Source organism: Streptomyces sp. NPDC012935, assembly GCF_042900345.1.
In the GTDB taxonomy this organism is placed as follows: Bacteria; Actinomycetota; Actinomycetes; order Streptomycetales; family Streptomycetaceae; genus Streptomyces.
Genome location: NZ_JBIBBC010000003.1, coordinates 629,804 through 647,535, shown reverse-complemented (window position 1 = coordinate 647,535; position 17,732 = coordinate 629,804). Strand labels below are relative to the sequence as shown.

At 69.1% G+C, this 17,732-nt stretch carries 16 protein-coding genes; 9 read left to right on the top strand and 7 right to left on the bottom strand.

The features are described 5' to 3' along the window. Positions 1 to 138 precede the first annotated feature (138 nt). The 5 genes from ACFY5C_RS11710 (at position 139) to ACFY5C_RS11690 (ending at position 4,083) form a co-directional block, all read left to right on the top strand. Entirely contained in the window at positions 139 to 375 is a 237-nt protein-coding gene (locus tag ACFY5C_RS11710) for a hypothetical protein (RefSeq protein ID WP_389443313.1), read from the top strand. A 231-nt stretch (positions 376 to 606) separates the two neighbouring features. Continuing rightward, positions 607 to 1,581: a hypothetical protein gene (locus ACFY5C_RS11705; protein WP_389443311.1), complete on the top strand. Its 975-nt coding sequence runs from the start codon at positions 607 to 609 to the stop codon at positions 1,579 to 1,581. Between the two features lie 114 nt (positions 1,582 to 1,695). Continuing rightward, entirely contained in the window at positions 1,696 to 2,379 is a 684-nt protein-coding gene (locus tag ACFY5C_RS11700) for a hypothetical protein (RefSeq protein ID WP_389443309.1), read from the top strand. A 186-nt stretch (positions 2,380 to 2,565) separates the two neighbouring features. Then, positions 2,566 to 3,192 (top strand): hypothetical protein, encoded by a 627-nt coding sequence (locus tag ACFY5C_RS11695; protein ID WP_389443307.1) that lies wholly within the window; start codon positions 2,566 to 2,568, stop codon positions 3,190 to 3,192. A 156-nt stretch (positions 3,193 to 3,348) separates the two neighbouring features. Beyond that, a complete protein-coding gene (locus tag ACFY5C_RS11690; RefSeq protein ID WP_389443305.1) occupies positions 3,349 to 4,083 on the top strand; it encodes a hypothetical protein in 735 nt (244 codons plus the stop codon). Here ACFY5C_RS11690 and ACFY5C_RS11685 read toward each other — a convergent pair. The 7 genes from ACFY5C_RS11685 to ACFY5C_RS11655 form a co-directional block, all read right to left on the bottom strand. Continuing rightward, entirely contained in the window at positions 3,986 to 4,696 is a 711-nt protein-coding gene (locus ACFY5C_RS11685; RefSeq protein WP_389443303.1) for an ATP-binding cassette domain-containing protein, read from the bottom strand. The two genes, ACFY5C_RS11690 and ACFY5C_RS11685, sit on opposite strands and share 98 nt — an antisense overlap. Before the next feature lie 354 nt (positions 4,697 to 5,050). Continuing rightward, entirely contained in the window at positions 5,051 to 7,588 is a 2,538-nt protein-coding gene (locus tag ACFY5C_RS11680) for a SpoIIE family protein phosphatase (protein ID WP_389443301.1), read from the bottom strand. A 339-nt stretch (positions 7,589 to 7,927) separates the two neighbouring features. After that, complete coding sequence (locus ACFY5C_RS11675; RefSeq protein ID WP_389443299.1) at positions 7,928 to 11,998, bottom strand: trypsin-like peptidase domain-containing protein; 4,071 nt, start codon at positions 11,996 to 11,998, stop codon at positions 7,928 to 7,930. A gap of 6 nt (positions 11,999 to 12,004) precedes the next feature. Beyond that, complete coding sequence (locus ACFY5C_RS11670; protein WP_389443297.1) at positions 12,005 to 12,316, bottom strand: CU044_2847 family protein; 312 nt, start codon at positions 12,314 to 12,316, stop codon at positions 12,005 to 12,007. 615 nt (positions 12,317 to 12,931) lie between these two features. Further along, complete coding sequence (locus tag ACFY5C_RS11665) at positions 12,932 to 13,747, bottom strand: ABC transporter permease (RefSeq protein ID WP_389443295.1); 816 nt, start codon at positions 13,745 to 13,747, stop codon at positions 12,932 to 12,934. Then, positions 13,744 to 14,364: an ABC transporter ATP-binding protein gene (locus tag ACFY5C_RS11660; protein WP_389443391.1), complete on the bottom strand. Its 621-nt coding sequence runs from the start codon at positions 14,362 to 14,364 to the stop codon at positions 13,744 to 13,746. Before ACFY5C_RS11660 ends, ACFY5C_RS11665 begins: the two co-directional genes overlap by 4 nt. A 23-nt stretch (positions 14,365 to 14,387) precedes the next feature. Continuing rightward, positions 14,388 to 14,528, bottom strand: coding sequence for a hypothetical protein (locus ACFY5C_RS11655; protein ID WP_389443293.1), 141 nt, complete (start codon positions 14,526 to 14,528; stop codon positions 14,388 to 14,390). Positions 14,529 to 14,630: 102 nt separating this feature from the next. Here ACFY5C_RS11655 and ACFY5C_RS11650 point away from each other — a divergent pair, with 102 nt between their 5' ends. Genes ACFY5C_RS11650 through ACFY5C_RS11635 form a run of 4 tightly spaced genes read left to right on the top strand, consistent with a single transcriptional unit; the run spans position 14,631 to position 17,723 of the window. Beyond that, a complete protein-coding gene (locus tag ACFY5C_RS11650; protein ID WP_389443291.1) occupies positions 14,631 to 15,701 on the top strand; it encodes a polyprenyl synthetase family protein in 1,071 nt (356 codons plus the stop codon). Positions 15,702 to 15,718: 17 nt separating this feature from the next. Next, positions 15,719 to 16,210 (top strand): NUDIX domain-containing protein, encoded by a 492-nt coding sequence (locus ACFY5C_RS11645; RefSeq protein WP_389443289.1) that lies wholly within the window; start codon positions 15,719 to 15,721, stop codon positions 16,208 to 16,210. Next, positions 16,207 to 16,617 (top strand): hypothetical protein, encoded by a 411-nt coding sequence (locus ACFY5C_RS11640; protein WP_389443287.1) that lies wholly within the window; start codon positions 16,207 to 16,209, stop codon positions 16,615 to 16,617. Before ACFY5C_RS11645 ends, ACFY5C_RS11640 begins: the two co-directional genes overlap by 4 nt. An 8-nt stretch (positions 16,618 to 16,625) precedes the next feature. Beyond that, a complete protein-coding gene (locus ACFY5C_RS11635) occupies positions 16,626 to 17,723 on the top strand; it encodes an NAD(P)-dependent alcohol dehydrogenase (RefSeq protein WP_389443285.1) in 1,098 nt (365 codons plus the stop codon). Positions 17,724 to 17,732 lie beyond the last annotated feature (9 nt).

Here is a 17,732-nt window from a genome sequence, read left to right as displayed (position 1 = left end):
CGCCTGGGACGACTGCGCCGACCCGTGCACCGGCGACGTCGGCGGCCAGCTGACCGTGAACCTGTCCCGCATGTACGCCTCGACGAGGATGCCTCCGCCGAGGAGGCGGCCCGAGCCGGGCTGCGGAGCTCGCTGCCCGTGCCGGTGTTCATCGACACCCAGCAGGTCACCATCAGCCCGCAGGCGGCCATCGACGTGCCCAAGCTCGTGCCCGGCTGGTGCCTGGACGTCACCAGTGCCATGACGTGCCGTGTCGTCTCCCAGCGGCTGAAGATCACCGGCGTGAAGGTGACCGAGACGGGTGGCGACGGGTACACCCCCGGCGGGGAGAGCGTCCAGGTGCAGGTCGCGGCGACCGGAGCGGAAGCGGCCTGATGGCGTTGCGCGGATCACCGATGCGCCGCATGGTCGGAAACCCGCCTGACGGCGTCCTGCGCGACCTCGACCGCCGCTCCCGGGCGACTTCCCGCCGCCGTCGCGGCCCGCGTGAGCAGGAACCGCCGACGGTGCACGAAGCGCCGCCCAGCCTGCCCCGGCCGCAGCAGGAAAGAGGAAAAAGAAGACTGCGACCGGAAGAATCTCATCGCTGGCGCCAAGAAGCATCTAATGATCGCAGAATCCGCCTGTACTGAAGGGCGCCGGTGGTTTAAATGGTTCAAGAAGGCCAATAGGCTGGAAAGAATTTGGGCCAATGTGCGAGCCGCGGAAGTGAACCTACTCGCTCTAAGTTCGGACGATGAACTGAGAGCCTATTGTGGCCTCATCAAGGCTATGGTGAGGCGCTACATCCAAGAGGAAAGCCCGCAAAGAATTGAAGCAGAAAAGTCCTTGAAGCGAATCATAGGGGACAGGGCGCGAAAAATATCCCCCCAAGATCGAGTCGCCGTAATTCACGCACTCGGAATATCCTACTCGGCGCTCGATGCAAGGACGAGGCGAGTTCGAATACTCGCTAACGTTCTATGGCTGGGGAGTCTGTTCACTTTCATGGGGGCCGCAGCTGTCGCCATTTGGGGCTGGCTCGATCCGCAGACCCTAAGTCTTTGCTTCGAACACCCGGAAGAGCGTGACTTGATCAACGGCGACACGCCGGATTCGAACGCCGACGCGACGCCGGATGCGAACGCTGAGACTCCGGATGATTTGGATGGAGTGATCGTCTGTCCCACAGGAGAGGAGCTAATTGGGCCCAAGCGTTTCGCCGACGACTACGCCGATCCTCTGGATGTTCTGTCAGTCGAGCTAGCTGGGCTTGTGGGGGCCGCATTGACAACAATTGCGGCTATACGAAGAGTGCAAGATGATCACACTTCCCCCTACGCTCTGCCTCTGGCGGCAGCCACGCTAAAGTTCCCCCTAGGTGCTCTATCAGCCTTTGTGGGCATCATCTTCATAAGGGGCGCTTTCCTTCCCGGGCTGAGCGCACTCGACACACCGATACAAATTCTGGCTTGGGCCATCCTCTTTGGGGCAGCGCAGCACTTGGTGACCCATCTCATCGATGAAAAGGCACAATCGACGTTGTCCAGCATTGGGAGGTCGCCGCGTCCTCCCAGGGAGACGCCAAGTAACACAGCCTAAGACCGTGTACGGAGTCTGGATTCCCGTTCGATGGGTGAAGATCGAAGCTCACCCAGCAGGGCTGTCTCTGGTCCCCTACGCTCTCTGAACTGAGGGCTTCAACAGGGGGTTTGCATGACTCGACGAGTGCGCGTGCGTGCACGGATGACTGCTGGCCGTCGCAGCCGACGCGCCCCCACGCCGGACTCCGAGGTTTCTACCTCCAGGGGGGAGTTACGCCGAGACTGGACGAAAATTGCCGCGGCGTCGGGTGTGTTCTTCGCCGCAGCGGGCCTGATCTTCACAGGTATCGGCACGTTCTACGGTGTGCTGATTGCTGACGATCAACTTGAGCAGTCCGAAGAGGACGCAGAAGCGCAGAAGCGAAAGCAGGCGTCCATGGTCACCATGTGGGGGCAGAAGTATTGCCTAGGGGGTCATTGCACCGACGTAGTTGGCAACCGTTCTTGGGACGCAATCTCCAATTCGGAGATGTATTTCGAGTACTACGACAAGGTTTACACGTTCACTATTTCAATTCCGCCCTGCACGCAGGTGGACTTCTACCGGTCAGTCTCGGAACAGGTCGTCCCTGAGGGCGCCGAGGACGAGGGCAGCCCGACTCCGCTGGGGCTTAGCTTCACGGACGCCAAGGGCGTCTATTGGGTGCGCTCCTCCATGGGCGACCTGGAGTATGGGGAAGATGCGCGCAGGCTTCTTAAAGAGCTCATCGGCCGGAAGCCGTCAGGACACCGAGGGCGGAAGGGCCTCAACGATCTCGCGAAGTACACGGGCATGAAGCAGTGCGGTATCAACTGATGGGGTTCACGTCGGCTGGGCGATGGGGCCACCAGTACCCTTCTGCCAGTCGCTGGTTGTGGGCCGGGCCGCCGTACTCCCCGAGGGGTGAACTGTGGCCTCAGTCTGCGTGCTGTGCTCGGACTACTTCAACGTCAACTCCGACGGCGAGCTCTGCCTGATTCCGGGCGTCAGGGCCTGCGCCAGGTGCGCACCTTCAACGACCCGGGCACGTACCAGTTCGAGAAAGCCGACTTTCCCTGGCTGGCCCGCGTGCGGGTAAAGGTCCAGGGCGGCGGGGGAGGTTCGGCCGGTGCGAACGCGGCGGCTAACCAGTGCATCGTGCGGCCGTGCGGTGCGGGTGGCGGCTACTCCGAGTCGCTGATCGAGGCTTCCGCGCTCGGCGCGGTGGAGACCATCGTCGTGGGCGCGGGTGGCGAGGCGGGCACGACGGCGGAGAGTGGCGGCGCGGGTGGGTCGAGTTCCCTCGGTGGCTTCGTGCTCGCCAACGGAGGCGACGGCGGGCACGCGATCCAGGACTCTGCGACGGTGCCGGACGTCTCGACCGGTGCGATCGGACCGCTCGCCGGGCGGAGACAGTTCGCGCACGGCGGCGGTGCGGGCGGCGGCGCGATCCGCCTCAACGGCACGAACGGCATCTCCGGCGCGGGCGGCGAGTCGTTCATGGGGCATGGCGGGTATGCCCGTGCGAGCGAAGGCGCGGGCACTGCGCCGCGCGGCTTCGGCGCGGGTGCTGGCGGCGGCCTGTCCTATGGCGGCTCGGTTGCCGGACAGGAAGGCGGCGGCATCGTGATCATCGAGCTGTACGGCTGACCGCCCAGGGCGGGCCCGTAGACTCGTACGGGACGCCGCTGGTTGTGGGCCGGGCCAAGAACAACCCCCGAGGACGGTGGGGAACGTGTTCAGTCGTCGCGGGCGACAACGTAACGGTCACCGGCTCGGGTTCGGCCGCAAACCCGTACGTGGTGAGTGCGGAGATTCCGTGCCTGCCTGTCGGCTGGGGACGGTATCGACTACGACCCGGCGACCGGCGTCATCGCCGCAGACATCTCCGACCAGGCAGGCAATAACCTCGCGCTCGGGCCGGACGGTGGGCTGTTCGTGCCAACTGGCGCGGCGACCGTGTCCACGGGGTGTGGCCTGACCGGTGACGGGTCCGGAAGCGCCCCCCTCACGGTCGCCACGGGCACGTGGCCGTACGCCTGCACCCCGGAGGATGCGGGCGGCGTCATCGTCTGCGGCACCGATGGGGTACTGCGAGGGGAGCCGCGTGGCCGGGCTACGTTCCAGTCGTTCACCGAGACACGCAACTACAACAACCGCACCGTGCCCGCAGCGCAGGAAACCACCGTCGCCACGTTCACGACGACGTTCACCAACCCCGACCCGTGCCGGGCGGCCGTCGTCATCAGCGAACGCGAGATCGACGTCTCGTTCAACCTCCCCGCCAACAGCGCCGCCGCCTATGGGCATGACACGGACGAGATGCACTACCTCAAGAACACCGGCAGCTCGGCCATGACGAACGCGCACACGCAGACGACCAAGCTCATCCAGCAGTCGGCATTCCTTGCCCCGGGTGCGTCGTTGACGGCCAGCCTCAACGTCACGCTGGGCGATCTTCGAGTGCGCCCCTTTTGCCGGGACCGGCGGGTGAGCGCGGCGTCCACCCGAGCGAGTCGCGCCCCGATTCCGCTGGTATGAGCGGCGTCCGGACGACGCGGTACTCGCGGGGGCGGCGCTGTGAGCGCCGGGTCCGCGGTCCCGGCCGGGCCGGTGCAGGCCGCACCCGTCCGAGGCGTTCCCCGGCTGCGGCTGGGCGGTGGGAGCCGAGCCTCAGCGCGGGGTTGAACGTGCCGATCGGGTCCTGGTGGACGATGCCGATCTCGGTCGCGAGGCGTCGCTCCGACGGTGTTCCGAGCAGGTCGAGGTCGCCGAGGGCGAGGTGCGACGCGTTCGCCCGCACGCCCTCGGGGAGCAGGCCCGCGATCGCCATGGCGATGGTGGACTTGCCCCAGCCCGACTCCCCGACGAGGCCGACGATCTGGCCGGCCCCGATGGTGAACGACACGTCGTCGACGAGTTTCCGGTCCCCGGCCCGCACGGTCAGCCCGGCGACGGTCAGCAGGCTGTCCTGCTCCGTGCCTGCCGCTGTCCCCGCACGGGCCTGCGCCGCGCCGCCTGTGCCGCGCCGCCTGTGCCGCGCCGCCTGTGCCGGGCCGGCCGGTCCCGCCGCGTCCGCCGTCCCGGTCGGTGTGGGCGAAGCGCCGCGGGTTCGCGGGTCGACGAGTGAGGCGGCGCCATCTCCGAGGAGCATGGCGCCCACACCGGTGACGAAGCTGGCGGAACACCGCCCACCACGGCCCCGGCCGGCGGCCCGGCCGTCCTGGCCTGCGGCGGCGTCCAGCGAGCAGAGCACCAGGCGGCCAGCGTGCCCGAGCTGCTGTCCCCGCAGCGCCGGCAGCCCGTCGACGCGTTCGACCGAGCCTTCTCCGGCCGTCGGCCAGCGGATATGCGACCCCCTTCCACATCACTACGGCCGCCGACAGGGACAGTGCCAGGACCTGGGACCCGTCGAGTTACCAGGGGGGCGTACCGGAAGAGCTGGGCAGGGGACAGCGGGGTTGCTGCCTCACGGCGGCGGGCCGGAGCCGGCGTGTGCGGACGCCGGCTATGTCGCCGTCTGCGGTGGCGGGGCGTACTCGGTGAGCAGGAGGGCGATGTCGTCCGCCCGGTCGGCGGAACGGCGGGCGTTCCGCAGCAGCGCGTCGGCCAGATCCTCCAGGCGGCCCCCGCCCATGCGGGCCAGTGACGCCCGGAGCCGGTCGATGTCGGAATCGATGTCCGAGTCACGCCTTTCGATCAGTCCGTCCGTGTACAGGGCCAGGACCGACCCGGGTACGAGGCGCAGCTCCGACTCCGGAAAGTGTGCCGCTGGGTCGATGCCGAGCAGCGGGCCGCCGGGCACATCCAGGACTTCGGCCCGGCCGTCGGGCAGGCGCAGCAAGGGCAGGGGGTGGCCGGCACGGACGATGCGCACGACCCCCGAGCGAGGACGGAGGCGGGCGTAGCAGCAGCTTGCGAGGAGCGCAGGGTCGAGGTCCATGTGGAGCCGGTTGGTGTTGGCGACGACGTCGCTCGGCCGGTGGCCGGCGGTGGCGAAGGCCCGCACCGCGCTTCGCAGCTGGCCCATGGCGGCCGCGGCGGCGACGTTGTGTCCCTCGACGTCCCCGACGATCAGTGCGACCTCGTCGCCGGTGGGGATGACGTCGTACCAGTCGCCGCCGATGTCCATGCCTCGGGTGCCCGGAAGATAGCGCCCGGTGACATCGAGGCCCGGCAGTGTGGGCAGTCGATGCGGCAGCAGCGCGTTCTGCAGGCCGCGGGCGAGGGCGAATTCGGCGTCGTAGAGCCTGGCGCGTTCCAGGGCCTGGGCGATCAGGCCGCCCAGTGCGGTGAGGACGCCGCGCTCCTCGTCGGGAAATCGGTGGACGTCGTCGAAGCCGAGCAGGCATACGCCGACCGGGCGGTTCGAGGCGATCAAGGGCAGGAACGCCCAGGAGTTGGACTGACTGACCATGATCCCGGGGTACGTCTCGAGAAGCTCCTCACGGGACTCGACGAACAGCGGGGCCCCGGTGGTCAGCGCGTCCGTCACGGGCAGCCGGGCATGCAGCGGAGTGCCTTCGAACCGGGCGAGAAAGCGCTTCGAGTAGCCGCGCTGATCGAGCAGGCGCAGGCGCCGCTCCTCCACCACGGCGATCGCCAGCTTCTGACCGCCGAAAGCGGGCAGCAGCTGCTCGGCGACGGCCTCGAACACCTCGTGCGCGGTGACCGCCTCGGTGAGCGCGCTGCCCAGCGTGAGCACCCGGTAGAGGGAACCCACGCGCGGGGCCGCGGGCGGAGGCGACCAGGAGGCGGGCGGCCCCCCTTCCGCGAGGGTTGCCCCGGGTCCGGTGTCGGCCGGTACTGGCTGTCGCGCGGGTGCCGCCCACCCCGTCATGCCCTGAGCGCCCGGGTGGAGGGAGAAGACCAGCCATGTGGCCGGTGGGCGGCGGACCAGGAAGGAGACCGGTTGCTGGGAGATCAGGGCGGCCCGGTAGCGGTCCTCGTACACGGGGTCGGCCAGCCAGGGCAGGACGTCCCAGGGGCGTCGGCCGAGCAGTTCGTCCTGGCGGACCCGCAGCAGATCCTCCATGCTGTGGTTGGCGTAGGCGACGCGTCCGTCGGGCGAGAGCGCGAAGAAGCCGTCCGCGAGCCGCTCGATCGCCGCCACGGCGGCCATGCGGCTCCCGGAGTCGAGTACGGCGCCGACCAGATGGGCCGAGGCCTGAAGGTCGTCAGGGCTCTCGGGCACCCTGCCCCACAGCTCGACGGTGTGGTGGCCTCCGCGGCCGTCCCGGATGCGCAGGCAGTGTGCCAGTACGTGGCGTTCCTGGACCGCGGCACGGGCGGCGGACCGGAAGCCGGGCAGATCCGCGGGCTCGATCATGGCCGCCAGGGTGGCCGCCCGTCCGTCGAACTCGCGGGGCGGCATTCCGAAGATCGCGCACAGCTCGTCGTCGGCCGTGAGGGCTCCGGTGCCGAGATTCCAGTCGAACAGACCCACCCGGATCACCGGAGCGGATGGCAGCGGGACTACTACCGGAGCCGTCCGTTCGTCGTACTCACCGAGCGCGCCGCGGGCCCGCAGTCCGGCGAGGGTGGTGCCCAGCCGGTCGGCGGCGGAGCGCAGCTTCCGGCGCTGCGCCCTCGACAGCCCTGTCCCGTCCGGCCTGGCCGTCCACACCACGGCCATGGTGCCGAACGTCCGCTCGCCCGCCCGTACGGGGACCGATGCGGAACCGAACGGGTAGGGCAGGGCGACCGAGAGCTGCGGGAAGCGCCGCATCGTCTCCTCCGCGCCGGCCAGATGGACCATGCGCCCGGAGCGGTACGCCTCCGCCACTGGCAGACCGCTGTTCACCGGGATCCGACGCCACCCGCTGAGCAGGGAGGGCGGCGACCCGCACGACGCGGCCACTACGAGCGAGCGGTGGTCGCCGGAGAGCAGAAACACGCTTCCGGTGTGCGCTCCGGTCAGCTCCACGGCACCGACGATGGCACTGACCAGCGCGTCGTCGCGCTCGGGCGCTTCGCCGACACTTGCGGCGCCGAACGGGTACAAGTTCGGTGCCACACCGTTGGCCGACACGTTACCCTCGATCATCGATGGATAATTTGTTCCATTTTAGGACGGTCCATAGCTCCCCGTGGGCAGGTGCCGGGCCGCGGACGCGGCGATCAGCGCGGCAACGCAGGAGACACTGCGTTCGTGCAAGCCACGACTGTCGTTCCTTGCGTGACGAGGGTGCCGACCGTAGGTCTGAAATCCGGCCGTACCCAACACACCCGCACCCCACCGTGCGCAGCAGGGCGCAGCGTGGGCGGGTTGTGCACCGCCGGGCACTGTTGGGTGGAGTGCTCTGCCGCTCTGCGCCAGAGGTTCGCTGTGGGCCGTGTGACCTGGGAAGGGAAGTGCCGCTTCTGGGTCCCCTTGTGCCCCGGCTCACCCGTCGACGGTGTAGCGGCCCACATCCCCCAGCGCAAGTGCCAGCAGCCCGTGGTCGAGCCCGACGATCAGCCGCTGCGCCACCCATGTGACGGCAAGCGCGGGATGATGTACGGGAATCTCCTCGACCAGCGCCCGGTCCGCCACGTCCCACAGGCGCACGGTCCGGTCGCTGCCGGCGGTGGCGAGGAGGTGCCCTCCGTCACCGACCACGCTCACTGCGTTGACCGCTCCCGTGTGGCCCGAGAGGTCTCCGACGAGTTGGCCCCGCTCGGCGTCCCACAGGCACACCCCTCCGTGCGCGTGCGCGGTGGCGAGCGCGGTCCGCCCAGCCACGGGCAGCGCGCACATCGCAAGAGTCTCGGTTGCGGCAACCAATTTGTGGCGTTGACCAGAGACCGCGTCCCACATCCAGACCGCGCCGTCCAGCCCGTCCGTGGCCGTTGCGACGTACGGTTGCCCGGCGATTTCCACGGGACACATCGCGTAGATGCCGCTGTGGAAGCGGGAGAAATGCGCGGTCTCGTCGGTGAGTGGGTCCCAAAGCCGTGCGCTACCGTCTGTGTGGCCCACGGCCAGGAGCGTTCGGTCGCCGACGTGCACGGAACACACGGTGTATGCGGGTTTGAGACCCGGGCGCCGGGACCGGGGCAAGGCGTCCGTGGTGTCCCACAGCCACACGGCTCCGTCGTCACCGCACCCGGCGAGGTACGGGCGGTCGAGGTGGCGTAGGGAGCACAGAGCGCGTACCCAGTCGCTGTTGCCCTTCAACGCGCCGACGACGGCGCCGGAGTCGGGATCGCGCAGCTCGGTGACGCCGTCGTCACCGCCGGCGGCGACGAGCGTACCGTCGCTGCCGTAGGCCCGGGAGAGGGCGCGGATCGCGCTCACACGACTGGCGCGCGGCGCGGCCGGGTCCCACAGCCGCACGGTGTGGTCGGCGCCACCACTGGCGAGCAGGTCTCGGCCGTTGACGCGCAGGACACAGAGGGAGTCCACGGAGTCGGAGTGGCCTTGGAGGGTGATGGCGATCCGGCCGGTCTCCGGGTCCAGCAGCCGGACCAGGTCGCCGCTCGTGCTGGCAAGTAGTGAGTGTCCCTCGACCGTGACGGCGTGCAGCGTGACGGCCAGATCCTCACCAGGGAGCGTACCTACGCACCAGCCGCTGGCCGGTTCCCACAGCCGAACGGTCTTGTCCTCGCCCAGACTTGCCAACAGGATGTGCTTTGCCACCTCCACGGCGCACAGGGCGACGACGGAACCCTCGTGTCCCTCGAGGACACGGACACGTTCGCCGGTGTCGGAACGCCAGAGAACAATGGAGCCGTCCTCTTCGTCCCCGCCCGACGCCAGGAGGGTTCCGTCGCCGACCGCCACCGCGCACACACTCTCGACATAGCCGCTGTGCCCCGAAAGGACCGCGGTGCACTGTCCGGCGGAGGGATCCCAGACACGGACCGTTCCGTCCGCGCTCGCGGTGGCGAGGCGAGGGCCGTCGGCCGTGTCGAACGCGCACATGTCGCGTATCGAGCTGAGGTGGCCGCTCAGGTGTCCCGCGGCGCACTGCCGGGACTCGTTCCACAGCCAGACGTCGCTGTCCGCGGCGAGAGCGAGGTAGGTCTGTCCGTCAACGATCAGGCCGCACATCGCCCTGATGCGGCCGAACTTGGGTGTGAGGCGTCGTACCGTCCGGGCGGTGACCGGGTCCCAAAGCCGAACGGTCCCGTCGCCGGAGGCGCTGGCGAGGAGAGTGTGGGACCCGCGGCCGAGGGCGCACACAGAGCGGATCTCGGCGCTGTGGCCCTCAAGGACCGCCTCTTCGGCACGCGGGGCGACTGCCGCCCACTCGGCTCGGTACGGCCCTTTCGCCGCCAGGGGCCCATAGACCTGTCCGAGCCCGTCCTGCGTCTCGGTCACGCTGAAGAGGGCCGCGCGCCGGGCGGGGTCGCAGTCGATGGCCTGGGGCGTCCGGCGCAGGAGCTGGGCGCGTTCCCTGGCCGCCCCGGAGAACGCCGAACCGCTCGCCGGGATGAGGCGCCGCAGATCTGCGTGGAGCGCGTATTCCGCCTCCCCAAGCAGCTCGTCGATGACACGGCCGCGGACGGCGTGCCGGGGCAGCGAGCGCAGCAGGTACGCGGGCGCGCGGTCCCAGCCGAGCTGCCGGCCGTAAGCGATGAAGGAGCGCGTGAGGGCGCGCTCGTCGGCCACGGTCGAGCCGCGATTTTTCCGCAGCGCGTCGTTGAGGGCCTGGTGGAAGAGCCGGAACACGCCCGTATTCTGGTCGTTGACGCCGGTTTCGATGAGGAAGTTCGCGGCTGACGAGCGTGCCAGGGACTGGAGTCGGTCCTCGGTGAGGTGGTGGCCCGTGAGTTGTTTCACCGCGGCGCTCCACAACGGCAGCGGGAGCCCCGGTGCCTCGGCGTAAGCCAGGACGCCCAGTGCATCGGCCGCCGGAGCGCCGTCCACGGTAGGCAGCCGTGCGAGGTATTCCTGTAGTGCCGCGGCGACTGTGGGCGTGAAGGCGATGTCAGCGGGCGCGACCGCGTGGGCGTCGTGCAGGCCGTGAGTGCGCGCGGTGAGCCCGGCCACGAGGAAGTTCGCGTCGGCGAGTTCAGCAATGCGGGCAGCGACCGGGCGTGCGGTGTGCTCGTCGCCGTAGGGGTTGTCGGGCCGCTCGTCGCCCAAGAGTTGGAGCGTGGCCATCGTGTACGCGGCGAGGTCCGCGGCGGCGAAGAACTCGGGAGCGTCGAGGTCGATGACGCGGACCGCAGTGCCGAACGGGTCGAGCAAACTGCCGGCATCGTCCCTGTGGCGACTGCCGACCACCACCCTGACATGGAGATCCGCGCAGGTCTCGGCCAGCGGGATGGCGATGTGCCGTGCGATCAGGCGGGCCTGCTGCGCGCTGGTGGCCTCGTCGAGGGCGTCGATGACCACGATGAAGGGCGTGTGCGCGGAGGTGGGCCGCTCCGACAGCGCGGCCCGTAGCACGGAGGCCAGGTCGCTCGCGTGCTCGGGCGGCGCGGCCGATGCCGCAGTGGCGATCTCCTCGGCCACCTCGAGAGCAGTCTTTCCCTTGGCGTGCACGGCGCAGGAGACCGAGCCGATGGGGGCACGCAGGGCGTCGTCGTCCGCCGGTAGCGACGCGGCGATACCGGAATCCGCCGAGGTGACCACACGCCCGAGCACCGCGGACTTGCCCACGCCGGGAGACCCGGTCACCATCAGGACTTTGCGTGGCGCGGCAGCGCAGGTCATCCAGTCGATGATCTCGGTGAGCGCGGCGGTGCGCCCCCGGAACCGGAAGCCCTGTTCGGCGTCCGTGCTCACGCCGCGGGCGCGCGGCTTCCAGTGCCGACCGGCCTCCGGGTCGTCGTCCAGCGTCCAGCCCCACGCCGCGAGCGCTGTTTCGCCCGCCGCCTCGGCCGACCAGTCGGCGAGCAGCGCGATCTTCTGGTCCGGCAGACACCTGTCGGCCTGATGGAGCGTGAAGGCCCGGGCATCACCCGAGCCACTGGCCTGCCCGACCAGACCCACGACCGACTGGTACGTCGGTGACCACAACGCAGCGCCGCTGTAGCCGGGTTTGACGGGATAGCGCGAGGCCGTGTCGAGTCGCACCCACCCGTAGGCGAGCGACTCTCCGACCGTCCCGTCCGAGGAATTGCCGAACAGGTCGCCGTCAGGAAACCCAAACGCCCACCACGCCTCGCCTACGAGGGCGGACGGCGTTGGCCGCCGCAGCCGCGCCGCCGGCTCACCGGAGACCGGCTCCGCGAGTACGAGGACGGCCACGTCCTGCGCGCGGCGCTTTGTCGGGGCGTCCGGCGCGAACACGTCCCGTACCCGGAAGCGCCGGTCCATGAACTGGTCCGACTTGGGGAACGCCACCCACAGCTCACGCGTCTTCTCCCACCTGGGGCAGGCGACATGCGCACAGGTCAGCACCCGGTGGTCGTCGATGAGGAAGCCGGAACCCAGTGCCTTCTCGTCGTGCTCCGTGCCGTGCACTGCGGCCACCCAGGCATCGGTGCCTGGGCGCGGGCCCGAACCGGCAGCGGCGTTCATCGAGGCTCATGCTCCGTCCGTCGCCGCTGGACGCCACACCATCGACACCTCGAAGTTCGCGTCCGTCGAGGCCTTGGCGACGAACCAGTTGGCCGTCCCGCTGACCTTGATCCCGAATTTCACCTGGACCTCCGTGGGGCGGAGCGCCGCGGCCTGTTCAAGTACCGTGCGGGCGGCTTCCACGGCCGGCCGTACGGCTTCGCGGACCTGGCCCACGATCTCCGCGGTGCCGACTTGGTGGAACTCGTCCGTCGGCTCGATCTCGAACCGGACGACCGTCTCGTCGTCCAGCGCGTACGACACCACCTGATCTGCCATCGCGGCCCCCCTCTATGGACTGAGTTCACAGCCTAGAGCCAAGCCGTCGCTCCAGATGGGTAGTTGGGTGGCCACCGCGCCAACCCCCGCCTAGCCCCCGGTACATGCCGCGGGCTGCCGACTAGGCGGAGGGTGGCGCTGCGGCATGTAGTGCTCCTACCGCAGCACAGCGCCCCTCTACCGGCGTGGGGCATGCCTGTACTGGCCTTCCCAAAGCAGCCGGCCCAAAGGCATCACTCTGTTGTTGTGTACTGTCGCGGTCTGCACGACGGCCACGGCCGCCGTGTACGAGGTCGCTCAGAGTCGAAGCCGCCGGGTGGCGAGGCCTCTGCGATCATGTCGCGGGTCCTGGCAGCGCTCACCTTGCTGGCAGCCGTCACGTCCAAGGCCCTGGCCTCGTACGCCCGGCATCTCGGAATCCACCGTGGTCATCCCGGGAGAGCGTGGGTACGGCGCTGGTCTGGTACACGTCGGAATCCGGATAGCCTGGGGTTGCCCTGACGGAGGTTGGCCGACACCAACCGGGACAACCCGAACCGGCAGTTGCGACTGAGCTTCCTCGGTTAGACGCTCGGCGAGTCGGCAGTGGCTCTGCCCGACGATCCACGGTGACGATCAGGCCGGGGGTAGCGGTGGCGTCGCGTCCTTTGCGGCCCGGGATCCTTCTGCTGGGGCCCGTCCCGGTGGTGTGCCATGGCGGAAGGCGATCAGGCCGATGAAGGCCGCCCCCGTGAACCAGCCGATCTGGATGGCCAGATCCCGGAGCGGGACCACGTCGGCGAAGCCGGCTGCCGTGGCGGCCTGCACGGCACCGTAGGAAGGCAGGTAGCGCACGACGGAGTCGTTGGCTCCGGAGCTCATGACCGGATTCTGCAGTGCAAGGTCGATGATGCTGGTCATCACGATGGCGAACATTCCCTCGACCTCCCTGTGCAGGACGGATGCCAGTCCGACGCCGAGGACGCCATAGGTCATGGCCGCACAGAACAGGGCGGCGGCAAGGAGCAGCGGTTGCCGGGGCGTCCAGGTCAGGCAGGTCACCACGGCGGCGTACGCGGCCACTGCTGCGGAGGCCAGGGTCAGGGCCGCGAACTTGGCGATCGCGAGGTGCGTGCGGGGGTAGCCGGCCATGGCCAGACGCCGGTCGAAGCCCTTGCCGCCGAACGTCGCAGCGAACATCAGGAAGCCGGTGATCAGGGTAACCGCGTTGAGGGCACCGCTGACGGCGGTGAGCTCGTTGCCCGGGGGAGCCACCCACCGGCCGGCGGCCTGAAGGTGCACTCGTGCGGGTGCGTCGGGGATCGCCAGGTAGGTGAGACTCGTCCAGACCGGCAGGAAGAGGGCGACCAGGACCAGCGCGAACCGGTTGAGGGCGTGTTCGACGAGCGCGTAGCGGGTGGCTGTGACGAACAGGTCCAGGTGATGCCTCACGTGGTACCCGCCGCCCGCGGACGCAGTACGCCACCCGCCAGGGTCCACAGCTCGTCCAGGCGCTCGGTGTCGTACGCCAGGTGAGAGACGATCAGGATCGAGCGCCCGGCAGTGCGCAGCCGGGCGGCGAGATCCCAGAACCGCTGGTAGGTGTCCCAGTCGAAGCCCTGGTAGGGCTCGTCCAGCAGCAGTACCTGCGGATCGTGCATGAGGGCCAAGGTCAGGTTCAGCTTCTGTCGCGTTCCGCCGCTGAGCGCCCTCGCCCGCTCGTTCGCGTACTCGGCGAAGCCCAGGACGTTCATGATCTCCTCGGCGCGGCGCACATCGGGAAGGCGGAAGGCCGACTGGAAGAACTTCAGATGCTGGTGGACCGTCAAGGAGTCGTTGAGAACGACGTGCTGTGGGCAGTAGCCGAAACGGCCGTGGTGGCGGACCGTGCCATGGCAGGGTCGGAGCTCACCGGCGAGGATCTTCAACAAAGTGGACTTGCCGGCCCCGTTCTCCCCGACGATCCCGGTCAGCGTTCCGGCCCGCAGACGTAGGTCGACTCCGCGCAGGACCGGGCGCCGGCGGTAGGAGTGACGCACCTCTTCGACCTCCAACGCGCGCCTCCCCATGGTCGTCCGGCCCGGACGACGGCTCACGTGGCGAGAGGGCGTCCGCTCCGGCTTCCTTCCCGCAGGGTCACCGAGAACCCGCCCTCGAACCGGCGCGTCGAGGCGTCGAGCTGCGTGCGGTCACCGGGGTCCTGACCGCCGAGCTGCCGTTCGCGCCAGCGCACGTCTGTTGATTATGCGATTGGTTGGCCATTCAGTTTGTGGTGGTGCGGTTCGAGCATGCCGTATGTCGGGATCACCCGCTGCTGTCTCCCCTGAGAGGTTCAATGACTGCATCGACCCCGGCTGTGCAGCAGTACGACGTTCTTGAGACCCGAGACGCGGTGAACGCCGTTCTTGATGACTTCCTTGCCGGGAAGGCAGGCGGTCCGGACGGCCCGCTGATCGGAACCCCGCTCGCTGTGCTACGGCATTTCCTCGACGGCGGCGGAAAGAGAGTCCGGCCTTTGTACTGTTGTCTGGGCTGGAGTTCGGTCGGCAACGAGCCCTTGAACAGCGAGGTGTTGCGGGCGGCGGCGGGCCTTGAGCTCTTCCACACGTTCGCCCTCGTGCACGATGACCTGATCGATGGCTCGGACAGCAGGCACGACCGCCCCACCGCCCATCACGCGTTCGCGGCGCACGGGCCCAGCCACCGCGCAGAGTGGTTCGGTGAGAGCTCGGCCGTACTGCTCGGCGACCTGTGCGAGGTCTGGTCCGCCGAACTGCTGGGAGACCTCGGCGGCGGGCCCGCACAGGCAGTGGTGCGGGAGACGGTGGACCGCATGCGCTGCGAGCTGGTCATCGGCCAGTATCTCGACCTGCTCGCCTCGGGTGACGACAGCCACAGCGTGGAGGACGCGCTACGGGTGATCCATTACAAGACCACGAAGTACACCGTGGAGCGCCCGCTGCAGATCGGTGCAGCGCTGGCCGGCGCGGGACCGGACGTTCTCGATGCCTGCGCCGCCTACGCCCGGCCGCTCGGTGAGGCGTTCCAGATGTACGACGATCTCGAGGACGTGGTCGTGGACGCAGCTCGCCCCGGCACCAGCGGCAGCGACGTGCGCGAGGGCAAGCGGACCGCGGTACTGGCGTTGGCGCTGCAGCACGCCCGGCCGGCCGAGGCGGAACGCTTGCGCGAACTCGTCGGTGACCCCGCCCTCGGCGAGGAGGAACTGGCGGAGGCACGTGCGCTGATCGCCGCGACGGGGGCACCGGACTTGGTCCGCGCCATGGTGGTGGAACGCCGCCTGGAGGCCCTGTCCATCCTTGAATCAGCGCCCTTCCACCCCGCTGCCAAGGACGGCCTCAAGCGCTTGACGGACCTCGCCGTTCCAGGGGTCGCGGGGTGGTAGCGGAGCGGCTGGCGGCCGTGGACGAGCAAGTGGAGCACGTCGATGCCCACGACCGCGTACTGCGGATCGTGCAGCGCGACGACGCCGTGCGCGAGGGCTGGCTGCACCGCGTGGCCGGGGTGGTGTGCCGGGACGCGGAAGGGCGCGTGCTGGTGAACCGGAGGCCCGGTCAGGCACGGTGGTTCGCCGGCCGGTACGCGCCGATGATCGCCGGAGCGGTCAGGCCCGGGGAGACGTACGCGCAGGCCGCGGCACGTGAGCTGTGCGAGGAACTGGGAGTCCGGGCCGAGGTGCGGCATGTCTTCAAGTTCATCTGTCAGGGAGCCGTCGGCCCGTACTGGTTCGGCATTCACGAGGCAGTGGTGACCCACGAAGTCGTGCCGGACCCCAGAGAGATCACCTGGTCCGGCTGGTTCACCCTCTCCGAATTCCGGACCGCGGCGACCCGCTGGCCGCTGGTGCCCGATGCCGGGGAGGCATTCGAGGGCTACCTCAGGAGGTGCCGATGATGCCCTACTTCCACGACGCGAATGAGGTCTACCACTATCTCGGCGGGGTGTTCCGCCTCGCGGACTCCCATCCGGACGTGGGGCCGCTGCTACGGAATTCGGGGCTCACCTTCCGGATCGACTACACGCGTCCGGCGGCCATCCTGACGGTCCGGCTGCTGTCGGAAGCGATCGAGGTCATCGAAGGTGACACAGACGTACGCCCCGACGTACGGCTCGCCATGTCCGCCGACAACGGCGACCGCTTCTGGCGCGGCGAGTACAACGCCACGGTCGGCCTCGCCACGGGGGAAGTCCGTGCACGCGGACCAGTGAGCAAACTTCTGCGGCTCCTGCCGTTGGCCAAGCCCGTCTTCCCGCTCTACCAGGAGATGATCGCGGACAAGGACCGGAAGGCCGGCCGTTGAAGGCGACTGTGGCGCTCCAATATGCCCCGAACGACCCGTTCTCGCTCGAACCTGTGGACCTCGGCCCCCTCGCCGTGGACGAAGTCCTCGTCCGCATGGCCGGAGTGGGCGTGTGCCACACCGACTGGACGGCTGCGGCCGGCACGGTGCCACTGCCGACACCCTTCGTCCTCGGGCACGAAGGCGCCGGGACCGTGGTCGCGACGGGGCCTGGTGCGAGCACACTGGCCGTCGGGGACCAGGTGGTGCTGAGCTTCGACGCCTGCCGGACCTGCCGGCAGTGCACCACGGGCCACCCCGCCTACTGCGTCCTGTCCGCGGCCCTGAACTACACCGGAACGCGACTGGACGGCACGACGACCATGAGCCGGCAGGGCCGTCCCGTACACGGCAGCTGGTTCGGCCAGTCGTCCTTCGGCACCCACGCCGTCGCGAGCGTCCGCAACGCCATCAACGTGGGTGCCCTCCCGGAGGGCTTGCCTCTCGACATCCTCGGCCCCCTCGGCTGCGGTCTGCTGACCGGCGCCGGCACCGTCTTCCATGTGCTGCGGCCACGGCCCGGTCAGAGCATCGCGGTGTTCGGACTCGGCACGGTCGGACTGAGCGCCGTGATGGCTGCCGCGGTGGCCGGCTGTCATCCGATCATCGGCGTAGACCCCAACCCACTCCGCCGTCACACAGGCGATGACCTCGGCTGCACCCACACTCTCGACCCCGCCGCGACGGACGACATCGGCTGGTCCCTTGCCGAAATCACCGGTGTCGGCGCGGACTACACCGTCGACACGGTCGGCTCCGGCGCGGTTGTCCGTCAAGCCCTGGAAGCTCTGCGCACTCCGGGCCTCTGCGCGACGCTGGGCCTGCAGGCCATGGAGAACGACGTCACCATCGACCAGGGTCACCTCCTGCTGGGCCGGACCCTGACCGGGGTGATCGAAGGGGATGCCGACCCGCACGATCTCGTCCCTCACCTCATCGCGCTGTGGCAGCAGGGACGGTTCCCCTTCGACCGGCTCGTCCGGCGATTCCCCTTCCACCGCGTCGAGGACGCCGTTGAGGCAGGCCGCACGGGCAAAGTCGTCAAACCCGTACTCGTCTTCGACTGAACCCGCGGC

Excerpts from the sequence above, each read along its gene's own strand:
- ACFY5C_RS11700 (WP_389443309.1), top strand. The coding sequence starts at position 1,696 with ATGACTCGACGAGTGCGCGTGCGTGCACGGATGACTGCTGGCCGTCGC.
- ACFY5C_RS11640 (WP_389443287.1), top strand. The coding sequence starts at position 16,207 with ATGATGCCCTACTTCCACGACGCGAATGAGGTCTACCACTATCTCGGC.
- ACFY5C_RS11675 (WP_389443299.1), bottom strand. The coding sequence starts at position 11,998 with ATGAACGCCGCTGCCGGTTCGGGCCCGCGCCCAGGCACCGATGCCTGG.
- ACFY5C_RS11685 (WP_389443303.1), bottom strand. The coding sequence starts at position 4,696 with ATGCTCCTCGGAGATGGCGCCGCCTCACTCGTCGACCCGCGAACCCGC.
- ACFY5C_RS11680 (WP_389443301.1), bottom strand. The coding sequence starts at position 7,588 with ATGATCGAGGGTAACGTGTCGGCCAACGGTGTGGCACCGAACTTGTAC.
- ACFY5C_RS11660 (WP_389443391.1), bottom strand. The coding sequence starts at position 14,364 with ATGGGGAGGCGCGCGTTGGAGGTCGAAGAGGTGCGTCACTCCTACCGC.
- ACFY5C_RS11650 (WP_389443291.1), top strand. The coding sequence starts at position 14,631 with ATGACTGCATCGACCCCGGCTGTGCAGCAGTACGACGTTCTTGAGACC.
- ACFY5C_RS11705 (WP_389443311.1), top strand. The coding sequence starts at position 607 with ATGATCGCAGAATCCGCCTGTACTGAAGGGCGCCGGTGGTTTAAATGG.
- ACFY5C_RS11670 (WP_389443297.1), bottom strand. The coding sequence starts at position 12,316 with ATGGCAGATCAGGTGGTGTCGTACGCGCTGGACGACGAGACGGTCGTC.